The 20994-nt window shown below is 39.7% G+C and carries 27 protein-coding genes and 1 other RNA gene; 22 read left to right on the top strand and 6 right to left on the bottom strand.

Annotated elements, in window-relative coordinates:
• The first annotated feature begins 75 nt into the window (after window positions 1-75).
• The 6 genes from P9989_RS11715 to nth all read left to right on the top strand — a co-directional run bounded on the left by P9989_RS11715 (window position 76) and on the right by nth (window position 4710).
• Window positions 76-246 (top strand): YpmA family protein, encoded by a 171-nt coding sequence (locus tag P9989_RS11715; RefSeq protein ID WP_079530103.1) that lies wholly within the window; start codon window positions 76-78, stop codon window positions 244-246.
• Window positions 200-739: a cell wall elongation regulator TseB-like domain-containing protein gene (locus tag P9989_RS11710; RefSeq protein ID WP_283075102.1), complete on the top strand. Its 540-nt coding sequence runs from the start codon at window positions 200-202 to the stop codon at window positions 737-739. The genes P9989_RS11715 and P9989_RS11710 overlap by 47 nt, the downstream gene beginning before the upstream one ends.
• Before the next feature lie 17 nt (window positions 740-756).
• A complete protein-coding gene (locus tag P9989_RS11705) occupies window positions 757-1947 on the top strand; it encodes a pyridoxal phosphate-dependent aminotransferase (protein WP_283075101.1) in 1191 nt (396 codons plus the stop codon).
• Between the two features lie 19 nt (window positions 1948-1966).
• Window positions 1967-3259, top strand: a complete 1293-nt coding sequence (asnS, locus tag P9989_RS11700) for an asparagine--tRNA ligase (RefSeq protein ID WP_283075100.1) — start codon at window positions 1967-1969, stop codon at window positions 3257-3259.
• An 85-nt stretch (window positions 3260-3344) separates the two neighbouring features.
• A complete protein-coding gene (locus P9989_RS11695; protein WP_283075099.1) occupies window positions 3345-4040 on the top strand; it encodes a DnaD domain-containing protein in 696 nt (231 codons plus the stop codon).
• Window positions 4041-4050: 10 nt separating this feature from the next.
• Window positions 4051-4710, top strand: a complete 660-nt coding sequence (nth, locus tag P9989_RS11690; RefSeq protein WP_283075098.1) for an endonuclease III — start codon at window positions 4051-4053, stop codon at window positions 4708-4710.
• A 45-nt stretch (window positions 4711-4755) separates the two neighbouring features.
• On the opposite strand, the gene P9989_RS11685 is transcribed toward nth, so the two are convergent.
• Window positions 4756-7431, bottom strand: coding sequence for a PBP1A family penicillin-binding protein (locus P9989_RS11685; RefSeq protein WP_283075097.1), 2676 nt, complete (start codon window positions 7429-7431; stop codon window positions 4756-4758).
• Between the two features lie 17 nt (window positions 7432-7448).
• On the bottom strand, window positions 7449-8039 hold the full coding sequence (gene recU, locus P9989_RS11680) for a Holliday junction resolvase RecU (protein WP_283075096.1): 591 nt from the start codon (window positions 8037-8039) through the stop codon (window positions 7449-7451).
• A gap of 602 nt (window positions 8040-8641) precedes the next feature.
• Between recU and P9989_RS11675 the strand changes: the two genes are divergently transcribed.
• From P9989_RS11675 to P9989_RS11620, 12 genes are all read left to right on the top strand, one after another.
• Entirely contained in the window at window positions 8642-8908 is a 267-nt protein-coding gene (locus P9989_RS11675; protein WP_283075095.1) for a hypothetical protein, read from the top strand.
• Between the two features lie 60 nt (window positions 8909-8968).
• The gene (locus P9989_RS11670; RefSeq protein ID WP_283075094.1) at window positions 8969-9325 is read left to right on the top strand and encodes a DUF1798 family protein; all 357 of its coding nucleotides are present in this window, start codon (window positions 8969-8971) and stop codon (window positions 9323-9325) included.
• Between the two features lie 77 nt (window positions 9326-9402).
• Entirely contained in the window at window positions 9403-9801 is a 399-nt protein-coding gene (cdd, locus tag P9989_RS11665) for a cytidine deaminase (RefSeq protein ID WP_283075093.1), read from the top strand.
• Window positions 9802-9927: 126 nt separating this feature from the next.
• A complete protein-coding gene (locus tag P9989_RS11660; protein WP_283075092.1) occupies window positions 9928-10287 on the top strand; it encodes a CotD family spore coat protein in 360 nt (119 codons plus the stop codon).
• Window positions 10288-10427: 140 nt separating this feature from the next.
• Window positions 10428-10991: an SLOG family protein gene (locus P9989_RS11655; protein WP_283075091.1), complete on the top strand. Its 564-nt coding sequence runs from the start codon at window positions 10428-10430 to the stop codon at window positions 10989-10991.
• A gap of 83 nt (window positions 10992-11074) precedes the next feature.
• Window positions 11075-11392: a cell division regulator GpsB gene (gene gpsB / locus P9989_RS11650; RefSeq protein WP_283075090.1), complete on the top strand. Its 318-nt coding sequence runs from the start codon at window positions 11075-11077 to the stop codon at window positions 11390-11392.
• A 96-nt stretch (window positions 11393-11488) separates the two neighbouring features.
• An RNA gene (gene rnpB / locus P9989_RS11645) (RNase P RNA component class B) lies at window positions 11489-11871 on the top strand.
• 98 nt (window positions 11872-11969) lie between these two features.
• On the top strand, window positions 11970-13106 hold the full coding sequence (locus P9989_RS11640) for a THUMP domain-containing class I SAM-dependent RNA methyltransferase (RefSeq protein ID WP_283075089.1): 1137 nt from the start codon (window positions 11970-11972) through the stop codon (window positions 13104-13106).
• 610 nt (window positions 13107-13716) lie between these two features.
• Window positions 13717-13965: a hypothetical protein gene (locus tag P9989_RS11635; protein ID WP_283075088.1), complete on the top strand. Its 249-nt coding sequence runs from the start codon at window positions 13717-13719 to the stop codon at window positions 13963-13965.
• Between the two features lie 82 nt (window positions 13966-14047).
• A complete protein-coding gene (locus P9989_RS11630) occupies window positions 14048-14260 on the top strand; it encodes a hypothetical protein (protein WP_283075087.1) in 213 nt (70 codons plus the stop codon).
• 90 nt (window positions 14261-14350) lie between these two features.
• Window positions 14351-14593 carry a hypothetical protein gene (locus P9989_RS11625; RefSeq protein WP_283075086.1) on the top strand — a complete coding sequence of 81 codons (243 nt, stop codon included), beginning with the start codon at window positions 14351-14353 and terminating at the stop codon, window positions 14591-14593.
• 248 nt (window positions 14594-14841) lie between these two features.
• On the top strand, window positions 14842-16335 hold the full coding sequence (locus tag P9989_RS11620; protein ID WP_283075085.1) for a carboxypeptidase M32: 1494 nt from the start codon (window positions 14842-14844) through the stop codon (window positions 16333-16335).
• A 42-nt stretch (window positions 16336-16377) separates the two neighbouring features.
• Here the strand turns inward: P9989_RS11620 and P9989_RS11615 are convergent, their stop codons facing one another.
• Window positions 16378-16923, bottom strand: coding sequence for a hypothetical protein (locus tag P9989_RS11615; protein WP_283075084.1), 546 nt, complete (start codon window positions 16921-16923; stop codon window positions 16378-16380).
• Window positions 16924-17146: 223 nt separating this feature from the next.
• Here P9989_RS11615 and P9989_RS11610 point away from each other — a divergent pair, with 223 nt between their 5' ends.
• From P9989_RS11610 to P9989_RS11595, 4 genes are all read left to right on the top strand, one after another.
• Window positions 17147-18232 carry a type III polyketide synthase gene (locus P9989_RS11610; RefSeq protein WP_283075083.1) on the top strand — a complete coding sequence of 362 codons (1086 nt, stop codon included), beginning with the start codon at window positions 17147-17149 and terminating at the stop codon, window positions 18230-18232.
• The gene (locus tag P9989_RS11605; protein WP_283075082.1) at window positions 18233-18745 is read left to right on the top strand and encodes an isoprenylcysteine carboxyl methyltransferase family protein; all 513 of its coding nucleotides are present in this window, start codon (window positions 18233-18235) and stop codon (window positions 18743-18745) included.
• A 76-nt stretch (window positions 18746-18821) separates the two neighbouring features.
• Window positions 18822-18977: a hypothetical protein gene (locus P9989_RS11600; RefSeq protein WP_283075081.1), complete on the top strand. Its 156-nt coding sequence runs from the start codon at window positions 18822-18824 to the stop codon at window positions 18975-18977.
• Window positions 18978-19097: 120 nt separating this feature from the next.
• Window positions 19098-19385: a DUF6123 family protein gene (locus P9989_RS11595; RefSeq protein WP_283075080.1), complete on the top strand. Its 288-nt coding sequence runs from the start codon at window positions 19098-19100 to the stop codon at window positions 19383-19385.
• Between the two features lie 17 nt (window positions 19386-19402).
• Here the strand turns inward: P9989_RS11595 and P9989_RS11590 are convergent, their stop codons facing one another.
• From P9989_RS11590 to cspD, 3 genes are all read right to left on the bottom strand, one after another.
• Window positions 19403-19792 (bottom strand): ribonuclease HI family protein, encoded by a 390-nt coding sequence (locus P9989_RS11590; protein WP_283075079.1) that lies wholly within the window; start codon window positions 19790-19792, stop codon window positions 19403-19405.
• Window positions 19793-19813: 21 nt separating this feature from the next.
• On the bottom strand, window positions 19814-20488 hold the full coding sequence (locus tag P9989_RS11585) for a queuosine precursor transporter (RefSeq protein WP_283075078.1): 675 nt from the start codon (window positions 20486-20488) through the stop codon (window positions 19814-19816).
• A gap of 129 nt (window positions 20489-20617) precedes the next feature.
• Window positions 20618-20818 (bottom strand): cold-shock protein CspD, encoded by a 201-nt coding sequence (cspD, locus tag P9989_RS11580; protein WP_283075077.1) that lies wholly within the window; start codon window positions 20816-20818, stop codon window positions 20618-20620.
• Between the last annotated feature and the right edge of the window lie 176 nt (window positions 20819-20994).

Raw genomic sequence — 20994 nt, 5'->3', positions numbered from 1 at the left:
AGTTTAATTCCTGTTATAATATTTTACGTATGTACCGATGAAGAACCTGGGAAATAGATGATGGGGGATGTAATTATGGAAAACAAGATTGAAACCCTTTCAACTGTAAGGATTCAGAAATCAGACGATCTGTATAAGGTTGTTGATACACTTAACCGTACACTGAAAGAACAAAATTTAATGTTTGGACTGGCCCTAGATGAAGATGATAACGAAACAGCAGTCTTCACGATATACCGCACCTAGATGGCTGAAATGGGTTCTCTTAATCATCGGTCTATTGATCTTACTTTCAGGATGTTTACTTACATGGATGTATGTACAAATAGAAAGTAATCGCACTGAAGGGTTTAGTGAAGCAAAAAGTCTGGTTTTATCCGAGACGAATATTGAGAATGTTTCAGAGGTAACAAGTTACAATGGCGAACAACCTATCCATATCGTTCGCGGCAAAACCGGAAGTGAAGAGAAATTGGCTGCCTTTATTAACCTAGATAATAACAAGGTGCTTACCACCCTCAACACAAGCACTATGATCTCCTCCGATCAATTAAGAGAAGAGCTGCAGGATAACTGCTCTGGTTGTTCCTTCATAAATATACAACTTGCTTATGAAGAGAATAGCCCTGCATGGGAACTTACGTATATCGATGAAAATAAAAGATATGTATTAGAATATGTGAGGGTCACAAATGGCGAGCCGATCCAAAGATTTGCATTTCGCCAGCCCCAAACGTAAAGGAAGGGATGAGTTACATGGAATTAGCTAAGCGCGTACAAACACTTACACCATCTTCTACTTTGGCTATAACCGCCAAAGCCAAAGAATTAAAGACAGAAGGACATGATGTGATAGGTTTGGGGGCAGGTGAGCCAGATTTTAATACTCCTGACCATATAATTACTGCTGCATCAAATGCTATGGAGGAAGGCTTGACAAAATATACACCTTCAGGAGGAATTCTTGATTTAAAAGATGCGATTGTGTCAAAAATGAAAGAAGATCACAATCTGAGTTATTCTACAGATGAAGTCATTGTCACAACGGGTGCAAAACATGCGTTATTTACTTTATTTCAAGTGTTGTTAAATAAAGGAGATGAGGTCATTGTTCCAGCCCCTTATTGGGTAAGTTATCCTGAGCAAATTAAGCTGGCAGAGGGTACCCCCGTTATCGTTAAAGCAAAAGAAGAAAATCAGTTCAAAATTACACCTGCACAGCTTGAGGAATCAATTACTAAACATACAAAAGCTGTTATAATCAATTCCCCTAGTAATCCGACTGGTATGATCTATTCAGAGGATGAACTCCGGGCGATTGGTGAAGTGTGTGTAAAGCATGATATTTTAGTTGTTTCCGATGAAATTTACGAAAAACTGATCTATTCTGACGATCAACATATCTCTATGGCTCAATTGTCAGAGGCGTTATTCAATCAAACAATTATTATAAACGGTGTATCGAAATCACACTCTATGACGGGCTGGAGAATTGGCTACGCTTTAGGACGAGCTGAGATCATTAAGGCCATGACCAATATGGCTTCACACTCAACATCCAATCCTACCTCAATATCTCAATATGCAGCCTTAGCAGCCTACAGGGGATCAAACGAAGAAGTTGATAAGATGCGCCAGGCTTTTCATAAACGGCTGGATGCATTACATAGCTGGCTGTTAGAAATCCCAGGGGTATCCTGTGAGAAGCCAAAGGGAGCTTTCTATCTGTTTCCTAACGTATTGGAAACAGCAAGAAATTGCGGGTTTGAAACCGTAGATGATTGGGTAACTGCATTGCTTGAAGAAGAAAAGGTGGCACTCGTACCAGGATCCGGCTTTGGATCACCTGAGAATGTAAGACTTTCCTATGCAACATCGATCGAACAATTAGAGGAAGCTGCTAAACGCATAAAGCGGTTTGTCGAAAATCATCAATCAAATAGTTAACAAGCTTGGAGGGTATCACATGAAAACAACAATTGCAGAAGTATCAAAGCATGTGGGCAAAGAAGTAACCATTGGGGCATGGCTCCATAATAAGCGATCTAGCGGAAAAATCGCTTTTTTACAACTACGTGATGGTACTGGATTTATGCAAGGTATTGTAGTGAAAAATGATATTGGAGAAGAAAAATTTCAAGACGCTAAAGCTCTGACCCAGGAGTCCTCTCTCTATGTCACAGGGGAAATTGTAGAAGATTCTCGTTCTTCTTTCGGGTATGAGATTCAGGTGAAAGATTTTGAATTGATTCATGAAGCTGTTGATTATCCGATTACACCTAAGGAACACGGAACAGAGTTTTTAATGGACCATAGGCATTTGTGGTTACGCTCTAAGAAACAGCATGCTGTAATGAAAGTTAGAAACGAAATTATTCGAGCAACCTATGAATTTTTCAATATGAATGGTTATGTCAAAATTGATACGCCGATTTTAACTGGATCTTCCGCAGAAGGGACAACAGAACTTTTTCATACAAAGTATTTCGACGAAGATGCATACCTGTCTCAAAGTGGTCAGCTATACCTTGAAGCAGCAGCTATGGCATTTGGGAAAGTATTTAGTTTTGGACCAACGTTCAGAGCAGAAAAGTCCAAAACCCGCCGTCACCTTATTGAGTTCTGGATGATTGAGCCGGAGATGGCCTTTATGGATCATAATGACAGTTTGGAAGTACAGGAGCAATATGTGACTCACGTGGTGGAAGCGGTTATTGAAAATTGTAAGTTAGAATTGGAAACACTCGGCCGCGATACAAGCGTTCTTGAAAAAATTAAAGCTCCATTTCCTAGAATAAGCTATGATGAAGCTATTGAACTTTTGAAGGAGAAGGGGTTTGAGGACATTGAATGGGGAGAAGACTTCGGTGCCCCTCATGAGACAGCAATAGCTGAAAGTTACGAAAAGCCGGTATTTATTACGAACTATCCTGCCGAAATTAAGGCTTTTTACATGAAACCGGATCCGAATCGTCCTGATGTTGTTTTATGTGCTGACTTAATTGCACCGGAAGGATATGGAGAAATTATCGGAGGTTCCCAGCGAATTGATGACCTTGAGCTCATGCGTCAACGTTATGAAGAGCATGAACTTACGGGGGATGCTTACAAATGGTATCTGCAGCTTCGTGAATATGGAAGTGTTCCACACTCAGGCTTCGGGTTAGGACTGGAAAGGACGGTAGCATGGATCTCGGGTGTTGAGCATGTTCGCGAGACGATCCCGTTCCCACGCTTGTTGAATCGATTATATCCTTAATAAGGGAAAGGCACCGATACGTTATTGTTTTTTTAGCTATCGGTGTTTTTCCTGCTTATAACCACCACAGAATGAGGTGAACACCTTGGCGAAATATCAAAGTTTCGAGGAGATCATAAATCAACAAATGATGATTCCGAAACAGTTATTACTACAATATCGACAATTAGGAATGGATGAGCAAGAGCTTGCTGTCTTGTTACAAATTCACCGTTTTTATCTGGATGGGAATCCTTTTCCAACTCCTGAACAATTGGCTGAATATCTTTCGTTTTCAAGCCAGGACTGTTCAAAGGTATTAAGAAAATTGATGCAAAAACAATTCGTCACTATAGAGCAGAAACATAGTGAGCAATTAGTAATAAATGAATCTTATTCGTTAGAGCCGTTATGGGAAAAATTATTTGCGGAACGTACAATTTCCTATTCTGATGATAAAAAGCATACAGAAAATTTATTCCCTTTATTTGAGCAAGAGTTCGGCCGGCCATTGTCTCCTTTTGAAATAGAGAATATCAATATCTGGCTTGATCAGGAAGAACAAGCACCTTCTCTCATAAAAGCAGCATTAAGAGAAGCCGTGTTAATGGGGAAACTCAATTTTAAATACATTGACCGTATTTTAAGAGAGTGGAAGCGAAAAGGAATCCAAACTGTTGATCAAGCTCGTCAGCATGGAAAGCAATTCAGACAAGGACAAGTAAAAAATTCTTCCTCCACTAAAACAAAGCCAAAGAGAGATGTATCGTTATACTATAATTGGTTAGAGGAGGATTTATAGGAGAAACGTTATGCTTAATAAAAGTCAAGTAAGAGAATGCCTCGATGCATTTGAAGAAATGTTCCCTGATGCTGAATGTGAGCTTACTCACAGCAATGCTTTTGAGCTGCTTGTGGCGGTCGTATTGTCAGCTCAGGCTACAGACGCATTAGTTAATAAGGTGACTCCAAACTTATTTCAAAAGTATAGAAGTCCTGAAGATTACCTTGCTGTGCCTCTAGAAGAGTTACAGCATGACATTAAATCCATTGGATTGTATAGAAACAAAGCTAAAAACATTCAAAAGCTTTCCCACACCATCATTGAAAAATTTGATGGCAGTGTGCCATCGACGAAACAAGAGCTAGAAAGTCTAGCTGGTGTGGGAAGAAAAACAGCGAATGTAGTAGCTTCCGTAGCTTTTGAGGAACCAGCTATTGCGGTAGACACGCATGTTGAACGGGTGTCCAAGCGTTTAGGTATTTGCAGATATAAGGACTCGGTTTTAGAGGTTGAAAAAACGTTGATGCGTAAAATTCCAAAAGAAGAGTGGAGTGACACCCATCACCGGATGATTTTCTTCGGGCGTTACCATTGTAAGGCGCAACGTCCTCAATGTGAGGAATGTCCATTGCTGCATCTTTGCAGGGAAGGGCAGAAGCGGATGCGGAAAAAAGAAAAAACTTTATAATAAATAAATCCCACTATCGAGTTGATAGTGGGATTTATTTTATGCTTATGCAGCTTCACCTTGCCCCTCAGGTTGCTCAGGCGGCTGTTGTTGTTCACCACCCTCTTGAGGATCTTGAGGAGGCTGAGGCTCCTCGGGTGGCTGTCCTCCATCTTCTGGTGGGGGTTGTTCTTCATTCTCTGTATTATCTCTGTCAGGGTTTTCGTTCTGATTTCCATTTCCTTGACCGTCGTTACCTTGACCATTGCCGCTTTCATTACCATTTTCGTTACCATTATTTCCATTGTTACCGTTCTGATTTCCGTTGCCTTCGTTGTTCTGTTCATCTTCAGGAGTTTCACCTTCAGGGTTCTCCTCTTCAGGAGTTTCACCCTCAGGATTTTCCTCAGCTCCTTCCTCTGCAGGAACTTCTACGCTGGCAGAGGCTGGATCACTGGCTTCCGCATTCTCATTATCACTTACGGCAGTTACCGTAAATTCGTAGGAAGAACCAGGCTGAGCATTCGTGATCTCCACTGTACTATCTTTCGTTCTCGTAAGTTGTCTCGATTCTCCGCCATCAATGGAAACAGTTACTTCAAATGAAACCCCTTCAGGTTCTTCATAGCCCCATTCAAGGTTTATGGCCTGTGCTTCAGTATCATAGGAAGCTGACAGATCTTGAACCGGATCCAGCTTCTGGAAGACTTGAGAAACTTGAGACGGCGTATTATCAACGTGGAACAATTCCGTTATAATACGACTTTCCGGAGTATATGGGCTCGGTAATTTAGCAGGGCGTGAGCCTTCCTCTACTTCAACCCTTTCAACGGATCCCGGTTTCTGAAAGTCGCTTGTTTCTTTCCCTTCCGAAATATGACTCATGATTGACTTAAACATCTGTTTAGGAATATCTTGAGTTGCTTCAGATAGATTCTTGTATTCATCTGGATAACCAGTCCATATCGATATCGAATAATTTGTCGTGTAACCGCTGAACCAGGAATCAGGAACGATGTCATTACCATTTTTGAGTTCACTGTTCGTTGTACCTGTCTTACCTGCTTCAGGAAGTCCTGGAACGTTTGCTGCTGTTCCTGTACCTTCCGACATTACAGTTTGTAGCATGGATGTGATCATGTAAGCTGTGTAACTGTTCATAGCCGATTTAGGCTCAGGTTTTAAATCAACCGTTCCTTGACCCGGGACCTCTACTTTTCTGACTGTATATGGTTCGTTATAAACCCCTTCATTTCCAAAGGCTGCATATGCGCCGCTTAGCTGTAGAGGACTGACCGCTGCATTTCCCCCACCGATGGCATCACTTAAGTACATCTGATCATCCTCGAAGTTAATGCCTAGTCCTTCCGCAAATTTCTGCGCTTTATTAAGACCTGTTTCATGCAACGTTTTCACAGCTGGAATATTTAAGGAACGACTGAGAGCGTAACGCATACTTACCCAGCCACGGAACCTGTCATCATAGTTATTAGGGGAGTAGCCATTAATATCAATCGGTTCGTCTTTAATCTGATGATAAGTTGACAATTTATTATATTGAATAGCTGGACCATAAGCTGATATTGGCTTTAAGGTTGATCCTGGATGCCTTTGTGTGTCTGTAGCATAGTTAAAATTACCTTCTTTATAGCTGCGACCGCCGCCGATAGCTCGAACTGCACCTGTTTGGGTATCGGTCACAGCGACCCCGGTTTCAACCTTGTCACCTGGCCAATTAATTGTACTCTCTTTACCGAGCATTTGCTCAACATATTGCTGTGCCTCAGGGTCTAGCGTTGTATAGATTTTTAAACCATCTTTGTATATATTGGCACCATCCATTTTTGCCTCTACTTCTTCTCGAACCTGGTCGATAAATGCCTTATATGGTGATTCTCTTTCAGTTTGTTCAGCTAGTAAATCTTCTACATTTGTTTGTCTTGCCTTCTCAGCCTCTTCTTCACTGATTTTCCCGTGCTGGACCATCAAGCTGAGTACAACACTCATTCGTTGTTTCGCAAGTTCAGGATTTTCATATGGATTATAGGCTGAAGGACGTTGTGGTAGTCCTGCAAGTAAAGCTATTTCTGGCAATGTCAGTTTACTTAATTCATTTTTGCCAAAATAAGTTTGAGCTGCCTCTGCTACGCCATAGGCGCCTCTTCCATAATAAATTTTATTCAGATACATTTCTAAAATCTTCTCTTTCGAGTATTCCTGATCTAGTTTGATAGCTAAATACTGTTCTTGTACTTTACGCTTTAATGTTTTATCACTCGACAAAAAGGAACGTTTAACAACTTGCTGGGTTATGGTGCTGGCACCTTCAGCTCCGAACCCTTCCTTAATGTTAGCGATAATAGCTGCAGCAATACGCCTGAAATCTATTCCAATATGTTCAAAGAATCGGACGTCCTCGGTAGCTAGAACCGCATCAATAAGCTTGGGAGGCAGATCATTATAACTAACTTTAGTCCTTCTTTGCTTTCCGGCTAAGTCCGTAATGAAATCACCGTTTTTATCATACAACTTAGATGAGATAGGATCAGATAATTGCTCTTCATTTAATTCAGGTGCTGTTAAAATGTAATAGGTGAATAAGCCGCCTACGGCTAACATGAGAACGATACCTAACGTTAAAAGAGTCATAACGATTCGTTTGAAGGTTGGTTTTTTCGTCCCCTTTTTATTTGACTTTAATTGCTTACGTCTTGCACTTCTTGATTGGCTTTCGTTGGCCATGTTGCTCTTCCTCCAATTCAAAAATAGAGCTTATCTAAAGCGGCAGCATAATCAACTCTTGCTTGATAATGAAAGGGGAGGAGCTCTCCTTCAACTTTCATATGATCATAAGGAATTGATTTTCGCCCGCCTTGAAATTGATCATTCCAATACCAAAAAAGTTTAGCTGCGGGTAAAAAGTAAACTTCTTCATGTATGGCAAATTTGACAATAATAAAGCATATGCCTCCGTGTGCCTCACATGCCCGCATATGATCAATTTGATGCTGGTGTATGTTGCTTAAGGGGAACGATGTCTTATTCTTCGTTTCCTTTGCCTCAAAGTCAATATAACGACCTCGATAAACTCCATTAAAATCCGTTGTTGAAGCCTGTTTGAAGTATGCTTCTTTAATGACTGCTGCACTTCTTTTTGGATAATCTACATTTACAATTTGAATAGGTGTAGGATTTTTGTGAACAATTGCAATATTTGCGTGTCTATAATAATCATTGGTTAATGCAATATCTTCTTCTAAGGTCATACCTCTATTACTAAAAGTGGCCTGTGTCTTCCCTTGTTTTGACGATCTCTGACTTACACCTTTTCTCCCATTGGGATAATTCACAGTACTTCCCTCCCTAATGCCATGAGGGTATCATACCAAAAAAAAGCCGCCAAGTGTAACAGAAATATGGGGAAGCATCTTCATATCCTATTAAACGTTTTAGAGCACGAAGAAGTTTCACTCTATTATACTTTTTCCCGCAAATAACAACAAATAATCCATTATTTTTACACCTTTTTCTACACCAAACACATAAATTCGAACGGAAGAAGAGTTTTATGGGGGAAGGGGAGGCGGGATTCAGAAAACACCACGCCTCCATTTTTGGTTAAGTGGATGGGCGATCCTCACCTGATAACTTAGGGTTATCAGTTTTAGCCGGTGTAGGTTTCTTCTTTTCTTTTGGCTTTTTCTTCGGCATGGAATATGACCTCCTTTCAATATGTGACGTGTCCTGAAAATAGTATTTGACAATAAATCGACACTTTATCATCTTGTGTAATTTGTGAAGGCTAACGACTCGCAATCAAAGTATTCTTATTGTCGATACCTTACATAAGCTAGGTTGTTTTGTAGCATTAGTTCTAGTCTTGTCATGTGTAAAGGAGTTATGCAGTCGGCGGAGAATTTTAACCTTAACAGCTTTTTGAGGAGGAAAATAAATGGACAAACAATCTGTCGTTTCCATGGCCATGTACGAAGAGCAGTTGGAATTGTTAAGGGATAAATTTTCCCAAATGGAAAATCGAATCTCCCTTAAAACGGATGAAGTGGTGTTTACGATGGCAGTGTCACACCGTAAAGAAATCGATTTCCTTAAAGAGGAGGTACTGCACCTGCGTGGTCAGTTAAAGGTGGCGAAAAAAGAGCAACAGCAATTATTCGTGAAAAAGTATGCTGCATCTGCCAGACGTAGATCTGTAGGGTAAGCTTTTGATTAGAGTAGCTTAATAATGGTATGGTTGGAGAAAAAGGTGTGTTGAAGAGATATGTCACTTAAAGAAACAACAATAAAGTGTAAACAGATGATTGATGATCTTCACGAGCAATTTGTGAAAACAGAGGATCCAGCTGATACAAAAAGCCTGGAATTTTTTCATAAAGTTAAAAGCGAAACAGCTCCTATGTTTGAACTGACTAGTCAATGGCTAGAAGAGGCTGAGGAATTTGTTAAAAGCCGTGGGGTGTCTGTGCACCCCAACCAGGTAAAATCAACTCATGAGAATATGGAAATGTTGATCTTACACAGTTATTATCACGATGTAGAACGGAAACGTTTTAAGGAGCTGCATCAATCTTCCCATTATGTTCTGGATATGGTACTGAATGATTTGGAGAAGCAATGAAGCACTGTATGAAACCGCTTTACAAAATGCATGCAATCTTTTATAATAGTCTTCCCAATATGAGGGAGGGAACCTGATTGAACAAAGAAAAATTAATACAAGAAGCGAAAACAATAAGAGAGCGAGCCTATGTTCCTTATTCCAAGTTTAAGGTGGGAGCATCATTACTTACGATGGATGGCACCTTATATACAGGTTGTAATATAGAGAATGCAGCCTATCCTGTCACTTGTTGTGCCGAACGTGTGGCCATATTTAAAGCTATAGCTGACGGCTATCATGATTTTAAGGAGATAGCCGTCGTTGCGGATACAGAACGTCCGGTCCCGCCGTGTGGCTCTTGTCGTCAAGTGATGAGTGAATTTTTTAATCCTGATGGAGAGATTCACATAACGAACCTTCATGGAGATACTAAAACGATGTCAATGGAGGAGTTACTGCCTTTCTCATTTTCGGCTAATGATTTATCCAAATAAACCTAAGAGACTGTCTATAAATGGACAGTCTTTTTAGTTAATTTTAAATAATCGGGTTTTCGCCTAGTACAAACACAGCATATGTGACATAGGCTGTTAAGAAAAGGTGAAAGGAAGTGGTTACGAATGAACTATCGTCATTGCCCTCATGTTAGACAGTGCCGTCCGGTTGTCTATCCGGTACATCACTGTGTTCAAGACAATTACTTCGTAGAAAATATCGACCATATCCACCCGACCCATTTGACAATCCAAAATCATCATTTATTAAATAATTATCATTACTTCCCGCAGACTGTTTCACAGACGAACGGTTATAATGAGGAAAATTATTATATGCCACAAGGAATGGAACCACAGGGATATAACTGGATGGATGCCCAAATGCAACAAGAACAAGGATTCATGGAGATGCCGCAAGGACAAATGGGTTCTGCTCCATCTTTTCCTATGCCGCTTCAACCGTTTAACATGCCCGAGGAATAAAGCTTCAGCCACTAATTTGTTTAGTGGCTTATTTTTGCTCAAGATTTTCGCTGGTATTTTAAAGGTTTAGTTTGTCCAAAGAAAATTAATGGTGTAATAATAGGAAAAATTATCATACAATAGGAAGGGAGAGTGATGATATGAGAACTGTGGCCGTAACTGGGTACAAGCCTATGGAAATGGGTATTTTTAAACATGATGATCCTAAAATAGACTTTGTAAAGGAAACAATCAGGAAAAGCCTGATTCAATTTATAGAAGAAGGTCTTGAGTGGGTAATTATTTCCGGTCAGATGGGTGTGGAGCTTTGGGCAGCCGAGATCATTTTAGATCTTAGAGAAGATTATCCTATTAAGCTTGGTGTCATCCCTCCTTTTCAAAATCAACATTCCAAATGGCCTGATCAACTCAAACTTGTTTATGAAAGAATAACGGAGCTGGCTGATTTTTATAAGCCAATCTATGAGAAGGAATATGAAGGACCTTATCAATTTCGTGCGAGGGATCAATTTCTTATCGAACATTCAGATGGTTGTCTAATCCTTTACGATGAAGATACGCCGGGAACCCCGAAGTATTTCCTGAAACTTGTACATGCTTATTCGGAACATCATTCCTATAGTTTGACCTACATAACTCCAGATGACTTAGAAGAAACAGTTGAAGAGTTACGTATGGCAAACCCAGAATATTGGAGTCAGTAACTGTAAAATTAACGTTGATTAAATTGACATTCACGCCAGCTTTTGAAAAAATATAAGTAATGTGTTGAACAGAGGTGAGAGTAATGAGTGATGAAAAGTTTAATTTGGATGGGAAAACGATATTAGAAAAAGACTTTAAGACATCTATGCGTGGGTACAATCAGGAAGAAGTGGATGAATTCCTGGATCAAGTTATTCAGGATTATGAAGCATTTAATAAAGAGATTGACCGGCTGATGCAGGAAAATGACCGCTTAAAGAAAACACCGACGAGAGAAGCGGCGCCACCGCAGCGATCAAGGCAGACAATGAATAATAACCATCAAGTCAATTATGATATCTTAAAGCGAGTGTCCAATTTGGAAAAGGCGGTTTTTGGCAAAAAGTATGCGGAAGAATAAATTCCTATAATTACCGGGTGACAGTACAAGTTCTATTTGCTATAATGTGAGAACGTGACTATTAACGAGCCACGGATAAGAATGATGCACATTTGAATACTCGGGTAATCGCTGTATTACATCAAGTGATGCAGAGGAAAGTCCATGCTCGCACAAACTGAGATGTTTGTAGTGTTCGTGCCTGACGAAACCATAAGTCAGGGTAACTTTTTAAGTTAACGGCAGGGAAGATACCTACGTCCTTATAGGATAGGGTATTGCTACCTTTAAAGTGCCACAGTGACGGAGCCAGAATAGAAATATTTTGGGTGGAACGAGGTAAACCCCGCGAGCGAGCAACCCAAATTAAGGTAGGGGCACTTTTTGAAGGGAATTTAACCTGATGAAAGGTCGCGATCAGCGGCAGATAGATGGTTACCACCGGAGTACGAGGTTGACCGCCGTTTGCAGTACGATGGAACAGAACATGGCTTACAGAGTATTCAAAGGTCTATGAATCAACATGAAATAACACCCTTCTTCTTAAGCCAGCATGCTAGGAGGAAGGGTTTTATTTTTACGTATTAGGAGGATCATCATGTCACAAAATGTAACCTTGATTGCAACAGCTGCAATGGGGCTTGAAGCAATTGTTGCACGGGAAGTTCGTGCTTTAGGGTATGAAGAGGTACAAGTAGAGAATGGGCGTGTCGTATTCACTGCCCCCGAATCAGCGATTCCTCGTGCTAATTTATGGCTTCGGACAGCTGATCGGGTAAAACTGCTAGTAGGCAGATTTAAAGTCTTCAGCTTTGATGAATTGTTTGAAAAAACGAAAGCCCTTCCCTGGGAGGCGTTTATATCTGAGGATGGGGAGTTCCCAGTTGTCGGTAAATCGGTTAAATCTAAACTATATAGTGTGCCTGATTGTCAATCGATCGTTAAAAAGGCAATTGTTGAGAGACTAAAGCAAAAATATGGGGTAGCTTCTATTTTAAAAGAAACAGGAGACTTTTACCGGGTTGAAATCGCTATACATAAAGATGAAGCCTTGCTTACTCTTGATACCTCAGGAAGTGGCTTACACAAACGAGGCTACCGTGTCGGTCAGGGAGAGGCTCCTTTAAAGGAGACATTGGCAGCGGCGCTCATTCAAATTACCAATTGGCATCCCAATGAGCCATTTGTGGATCCTTTTTGCGGGTCAGGTACGATTGCGATAGAGGCGGCGCTCATTGGCCAGAATATTGCTCCGGGATTCAATCGAGAATTTGCCTCAGAAAACTGGGACTTTATACCCCAAAGACACTGGGATCAAGCGTTCGAGGAAGCAGAAGATTTTGCAAAATATGATCAGCCGTTAGATATTACGGGATCAGATATTAGCCATGACATGATTCAAATATCTCAAAACAATGCCATCGAAGCAGGGCTTGGGGACCTTGTGGAGTGGAAGCAGATGCAAGTAAAAGATTTTCGCCCGAAACAGGAAAACGGTTACGTAGTTTCAAATCCTCCTTATGGCGAACGAATGGGCGAACGGCCAGAAGTTGAAGAAATGTATCGTGACCTAGGTATGATCATGAGAGACTATCCATCTTGGAGCACCTATATTCTCACTTCTCATGAGAACTTTGAATCGATATATGGAAAGAAATCCACGAAGAAACGCAAGCTTTTTAATGGTTTCATTAAAACAGATTACTATCAATATTTCGGGAGAAAGGTAAATTAAAAATCCCGTTATACATTATACCAAGGGGTATAGCCAAAAAAGTAATCCATGCTGTACTCAAGTACAAAATTTCCGTCCAGATCATTCCTATTAATTAATTTTAATAGGAGGTCTGGTTTTTTTGTTGCTCAAATTTTGTGGTAAAGAATTTTTAGAGGACAGGGAATTTCAAGATTTGCCTAGTGATTCCGCCATATATTCGCCTCCAGGGCGTTAATAGTAGGAATGGATGTCCTTTCCTTCAGAAGATATTACACCATGAGGTCTCTCTATGATCTAAATATTTGTCAATTTATTTGGTACAGCCTTAGCAGAGCAAAATATGATAATAAAGTTAAAATAATGAAGATGTTTTTGTAATTACAGAACAGTACTTAGAGCTTAAAGATAATGAGGACTTTAAGTTTAGTAAGTTTGTAGATCCAGTAGCAGAAGCATTCGATAATCATTACAACATAATTTATTATTTGCTTAAATGTCGGCCTTACAAATATATAACTGACGAATGAATTTAATACAAAATATTTAAGGATGTACATAATCATTACATATTAAAGGAATCTTTCTCTGTTTATGGTAAAATAGACTACAGATGGAGGGAGCTATAAGTATGTCAGTTACAAATAATATCGATGGCAATATCAGTTGCGCAGTTTGTAATCATAAAATCAGTTATGTTGGCTTGTTAGATGGCAGGGGAAAGACTATGGAAACTTCTAAGGTAGCTGCTGAATCTGTTATCGTAACGGGATCACATTATTCTGCAGATGGTAAAAGAATTGAAGTTGAAGTAGTTATTACCTGTCCAGAATGCAATAGCAAAATGAAAGCATTAAATGCAGTTAGAGTTGTAAAGTAATCCTCTAATAAAGATTATAAAGTATAGCTTTTCTGCATAGCCCTACCTTTTTTCGAATAAGTTCGATGAAGGAGGTTAAATAATGTCTAAAATCGGAGAACATATTATCTTCCAATTAGAAGGGGCTATCGAGAATGCTAAGAAAGTTAACGATAGGGTAGATGAAAGACTGCATGAGATTGACTCGGACTTTTGGGCAACCATACAAGATCACGAGATTAGGGAAATGTTTGATAGACATCTAAAGGAACTCGAGGATATTAGACAAGAAATCAATGAAGGTATTAATAAATAGTGGAGAAAGCATGCCAAATTTGGAGGTGCTTTTTTCAGGAGAACCTCTTACATCTTGGTCGAATTGTTGAACTAGAAGGGGGGATTTTAAATGTCAGTAACAAAATATGAATACTTTAATGAAGATTTAGCTAGAAAAATATTGGTTCAGATGATGGAAGATGGTCAACCTAGGATAAAAGATTACAATGTAGGAAGCATGGTATGGGATAATACTTCTAGTTATTTAAAAGATCATGGCTTAATTCAGGATATTACAATATCACGTAATACTAATTATCTGTACGCAACTCTTACGAACCTAGGAGAGGCAAAAGCTAAAAGTCTGGAGTAGTACCTCCGCACTCTAAATTGGGGTGCTTTTTTTTATTTTGCAGGAATCTAAATACTTTTGTCGAATTAGGTGCAGGAGGTGAGAAGTCATACCAGAATGGATAAATATTTATTAAAACAGATTATTACGAGTATTTCGGAAAAAAGTAAAACCTCAGCGTTAAAAAAGTGAGGGCAGGCAGCCTATTCAACACAAAGCATAAAGGTTAGGACTGTTTGAAGCCCGGCAAGTAAATAAGGGGGAGAGGGATGAGCCAGTCAACTGAACAGAAGTTTATGAATCTGCTTAAAGAACAAGCTTCTTATGAAGAGGCAATTGGACTAATGGCTTGGGATATGAGGACGAAAGCACCTAAGAAAGCGATCGATCCAAGGTCAGAGGTGATCGGTGTGTTATCACAAAAAGTTCATGAAATACAAACATCGGAAAAAATGAAAGAGTACTTAGCTGCCCTGACTGGTACTTCAACCGCTCCGATGGTAATCAAAGCAGTTGAAGAAGCCAGGGAGACCTATGAACGAACCGTGAAAATTCCTAAAGAAGAATACAGAGAATATGTAACGTTACAATCAAAAGCAGAATCCATGTGGGCTGAAGCAAAAGAAAATAATGATTTCAAAGGTTTCCAGCCATATTTAGAAGAGCTTGTCTCCTATAACCGTCGTTTTGCAGACTACTGGGGATATGATAATCATAAATATGACGCCTTGCTTCACAATTACGAACCAGGAGTTACGGTTAAAGTACTCGATGAAGTATTTCCTAAGGTTCGCAAAGCACTAACCGGATTGTTGGAACAAATAAAAGGTGCCCCAGAGCAACCTGATCCCTCACTGCTAGGGGGGCATTTTCCAAAGGAAAGCCAAGAAGCGTTCAGTTATGAAATCTTGAAACGGATGGGTTATGATTTTGATGCTGGACGTTTAGATGAAACGGTTCATCCTTTTGCGATTGGTCTGAATTCAAATGACGTTAGAGTAACCACTAAATATGATGAAAAAGATTTTCGCACGGCTGTGTTCGGTACGATTCACGAAGGGGGCCACGCCCTTTATGAGCAGAATATTGATCCATCTTTAGCGTTTACTCCGCTTGCGACCGGAACTTCTATGGGGATTCATGAATCTCAATCACTATTTTGGGAAAATTTCGTTGCGAGAAGTAAGCCTTTTTGGCAAAATCATTATGATTTGTTTAAGAGTCATGCACCCGAACGATTTTCTTCAATTAACTTGGAAGATTTCTACAAAGCAGTAAATGAAGTGAAACCTTCCTTGATCCGAATCGAAGCTGATGAGCTTACTTATTCTCTTCATATTATGATTCGTTATGAGCTGGAAAAAGCGTTAATCGGCGGTGAAATCGAAGTCAAGGATTTGCCAGGTTTATGGAATGAGAAAATGCGAGATTATCTTGGCATTATACCTCAGAATGATTCAGCAGGGGTTTTGCAGGACATTCATTGGTCCGGGGGAGATTTTGGTTATTTTCCTTCGTATGCATTAGGATATATGTATGCAGCTCAGCTTCATCATACGCTCAAACAGGAAATAGTCTTTAACGATGTGATTCGAAAAGGGGATTTTAAACAAATTCAACAATGGCTGACAGATCGCATCCACAAGTTCGGTAAGATGAAAAAACCGCTGGAGATAATTCATGATGTGACTGGCGAGGACTTAAATCCGAATTATTTAGTTACCTATTTAACTGACAAGTACCAAGAAATTTATAAGTTTTAGGAAAGCAACCCAGCTGTTCAGTAACAGCTGGGTTTATACTCATTATGAAAATTCTGCCATTAAATCCGTTGCCAGGAGTCCAGCATCTTTATAAACAGCATCAAGTTTTTGTTGAAACGTATTGAACTTTTCGTTGGCCGTAGTAAAGTCAGCATTCTCTATGTTCTTATTGAGAGCCTTACCCACTTCTGCATAGTAAGCTTGAAGTGAGGGCAGTGCTTCCTCATATTGAGCTTTAATCTCTTTTGGAAGATCCGATTTGATTTTGTAGGATTCAGCTAAGTCCGCTGCTTTTTCTGATGCTGCTAAGGCTTCTTTGCCTGCAGTTTTTATAGCTTCTGAAGTAGACTCTCCATCAGCGACAAGCGTTTGGTAGCTGGCAATTTTGGAATGTTGTGGTCTAAAAGTGTTTGCCATATTCATTTGTACATTAAGTATTTCTTCCTTTACAGCATTCTTATCGCTTTTCTTTTCCTTGCTGCTCGTTTCTTCAGATCCTGATGTACTTTTCTCTTCAGAAGATGAACTTCCGCAACCAGCCAGCACTAGTACAGAAATCAACCCGATCGCAAATAAAAATTTCTTCATTTTTCTTCCCCCTTTTATTAATTTTCACAAACTGTAGTTTAATGGAAATATTTTCAATTGTAAAGAATTTGAAAAAAGTTAAAATATACAGAATATTCAGTTTAGAGAGTTATTCTATGTACTTCCTAAATTTTAAGTTAGATAACAAATGCTTTATGACAACCTTAACGAGATTATAAAACACCACTAAATTGGACACCTTAAGAATAAAAGAGGTGCTCTAATGTCATACATACTTTCAGCAGGTATTCAAACGGCAGACCATCATTATACACAATCAGAAATTCAAGAGCTTGTTCATCGTGTATTTCCTATGACAAACCATGAGAAAAACAGGTTAATGCCGATTTTTGAGAATGCTAATATAGAAACTCGTCAATTATCAGCCCAGTTGTCTTGGTACGAAAAAGGACATTCGCTGAAAGAAAGTAATGACCTCTACCAAGCTAGTGCGCTCCGTTATTGTGAACAGGCGATCAGAAAATGCTTGAGCAGTCGAGATTTTCTTAAGCAATCTGTAGCTCCAAATTTGATCGACCATATTATCCTCGTTTCCTCTACAGGGATTTCGACACCTACGCTCGATGCCTATCTGATTGACCAGTTAGGGTGCAAACAATCAATCAAACGAACACCAATTTTTGGACTTGGTTGTGCGGGAGGCACTAGCGCTGTAGCTAAAGCCCATGAATACTTGCAGGGAGCTAAGAAAAGTAACGTGTTGGTCGTTTGTGTAGAACTTTGCAGCTTAACATTTCAGTCAAATGACAAGAGCGTAAGTAATTTCGTGGGCACGGCACTATTTGGGGACGGTGCCTCCGCAGTTTTGATGGCAGGAGAGTCTTCCCCTCTGATAGGGCAGCAAACTGCTACTGTTCCTAAAGTAGAGCAAGTTAGCACCAAAACAAAGCCTCACAGTCAGTCTGTAATGGGGTGGAACGTTGTGGATACTGGGTTTGAAGTCGTATTTAACAAGAGCATTCCAAACCTCGTGCGAAATTTTTGGCTTGACCATGTTCAAGAGTTTCTCCAGCAAACGGATTGGGGGATAGAGGAAATCCCTTTTCTCGTTGCACATCCTGGTGGAAAAAAAGTTCTAGAAGCTTATGAGGAAGTATTGAATGTGCCAAATAGGGCATTAGCCTTTTCCCAAAAAATTCTCAAGGACCATGGGAATATGTCGTCCCCAACCGTCCATTTTGTTCTTGAGCAAGCTATGAAAAGTAAACCTGATAGAAGAACGCGCTCCTTTATGGCTTCATTAGGCCCCGGCTTTACATCTGAGCTCGTAAGTCTGGAGTGGAGCTAAATGCTAGGATTGCTATTTGGGTTGATTGTATTACAAAGATTGGCGGAATTAGTTATAGCCCGTATGAACAAATCCTGGATGTTGAAGCGTGGAGGAGTGGAATTTGAATCTGGGCATTATCCTTTATTTATTGGCCTGCATACGTTGTTCTTTCTATCCATTATTTTGGAGTGGCAAGTAGTAGAATATAAGATAGTATGGCTGTTTCCTGTTGCTTTTATATTTTTCCTCGTCCTGCAGCTTCTCAGGGTGTGGTGTATAACAAGTTTAGGAAGGCGCTGGAACACGAGGATTATCGTGATTCCAGATGAACCACTTGTTTTTAGAGGACCCTATAAATATGTAAAACATCCGAACTATATTGTTGTATTTCTGGAATTGTTTTTCATTCCTCTTATGTTTCATGCTTATCTCACCGCATTAATTTTTCCGGTGCTTCATCTTCTCGTATTATCTGTACGAATCCCTGCAGAAGAGAGGGTGCTTCGCAAAGGTTCTGAAAATTTAAATTAAATGATTGCTATCTCAATTACTATTTGATATACTTCTAATTATTAATGAAAATCATTATCAATTAGGGGTGGGTAATATGATGATTTTATATATATTGGGAATCGTATGTGTCTATACAGGGTTGATGGTATGGATATTAGCAAAGTTAGGATTGCCTTCTGCGCAATCTGTGTTAGAAGTATTGAAAGTTCAAAAGAAGAATAGAATGATTCAACGTTCACCATCCTATTAATATTCCATTTAAGTCAGGTAACCAAAACCTGGCTTTATTTGTTATAATGAAATGCAGATGAGGCGGAACTTTGTCGATGAATGTCAATTGATGAGATAATTTTGTTACAAGGAGCATACCATGAGGCAAAAAGAATCATTGGCTTATTACCTGGAAGACTTGTGGTCAAAAGGTTTTAAGCTTTCAGATGAAGATGTGCATTTCATTTACTTCGGGAAAAACTCGACAAATGTCGAGGAATGGAAAGTGATGCTTGCTTTAAAAGAAACACTCAAATTTCAACATACATTTGATCCTAGTTTTTTTATAAGTGTACTGGAACACTTATCATCACCTGCGATCACGTCAAAGAAGACAGCTTATGTAGCATTAGAGGAGCGAGGATTGGATTCTACATCAAAAAACTAACCAGGCGTTGAACAAGGTTAGCTTCTCTTAAGTGCAGTTCGTGCGAGACGGTCCGCATTTTTATTGTTTTTATCCGGGATCCATTTATAAAACACAAACGGAAAAGATTCCTGCAACCTAATGATGTGTTTGAGCAGCGGCTCAAACGCAAGATTATTCGTATGTCCTTTGTCAACAGTAGCTACAACGACTTGCGAATCCGATCTTATTGAAAGAATTTCTCCTGCAAAAGATTTCTGGCAAATTTCCAAGGCTTTAATGACGGCTAGAAATTCCGCTTCGTGATTCGTATACTCTCCGAGATATACTCCATATTCGTACTGTTGTTTATTCTGCTTAATATAAATCCCGGCAGCGCTCGGACCAGGATTTCCTATGGTAGATGCGTCCGTGTACACTTCAATCACTGAAAAACCTCCTAATCGCGATTACTTATTATTTATTTTTTTGGCTGCATACATAAACGGAGTGTCCATCGCTGCCACAATAAATTTAATGAAGTACGTCGTAAGAAAGATCTCAATCCATACATCTAGCGGATACAGACCGTAAAATGCGACCCCGCAAAAAATAGCAGTGTCCAAGAGCTGACTGAGCATCGTACTCCCATTGTTCCTAATCCACAGTGCCCGATCACCTGGAAAAAGCTTTTTCAGCCTGTCATAAAACCAGACGTCAAAATATTGACTGGCAATAAAGGCTAATAAACTGCCTGCAGCAATTTGAGGTACAATGCCAAATAACGTTTTTAAAGCCGGCTGGGCCATATCACTTTCGGCAGGGGTAAACTGGATAGACAGCTGCATCACAATTGTCATTATGATTAAGGTGGAGAATCCCATCCAAACAGCCTTTTTCGCATCCTGTTTTCCATATTTTTCGTTTAAAATATCTGTGGCCAGAAAGGCTGTCCCATACAAAATATTGCCTAATGTTGCGGTTAAGCCAAATAATTCAATTGTTTTAACGACTTGTATATTCGCGATGACTGTTGACATGCCGATCCACACGAAAAGTCCGGGTTTACCAAACAGCCTGTAGACTGCAAGTAACAGAGAGAAATTTAATAGGGCAAATAAGAGCCATAACCATTCATTGCTCACCGGTAGTTCCTCCTATTTTTTCTAAGATAAAGTTGCTGATTTGCAACAGCCACTGATTATACGGTGATTTCTCGCTTATTTCAATTAAAAAAGCGCCAACTTTTTTAGTATGGCGCTTACAGTCCGTATTTATTGTTTAACAACGTTAGAAGCTTGAGGGCCTCGGTCCCCTTCAACAATTTCGAATGTTACTTGCTGACCTTCTTCCAGGGATTTGAAACCTTCTTCCTGAATAGCAGAAAAGTGGACGAATACATCATCTCCGCCTTCTACTTGAATGAATCCGTAGCCTTTCTCGGCGTTAAACCATTTTACTGTACCATTTTGCATAACACATATCCTCCTAAAATCTTGCACGTAAAACGTGGGAATTACAAGTAAGATAAACAAAAAAAACCCATAGAACACATGGAATAATAAAATCCAATGTGTCTCTATGGGAGGTGACTTGTCCTTTATCATTCCGTTCATCTTATTTGCTTATAAAATAATATATCGTATCTTGA

It is taken from the genome of Halobacillus naozhouensis (assembly GCF_029714185.1).
Classification (GTDB): Bacteria; Bacillota; Bacilli; order Bacillales; family Halobacillaceae; genus Halobacillus_A; species Halobacillus_A naozhouensis.
Note: the sequence above shows the minus strand (reverse complement) of the source record. Positions and strands in the feature narration are given on the sequence as shown.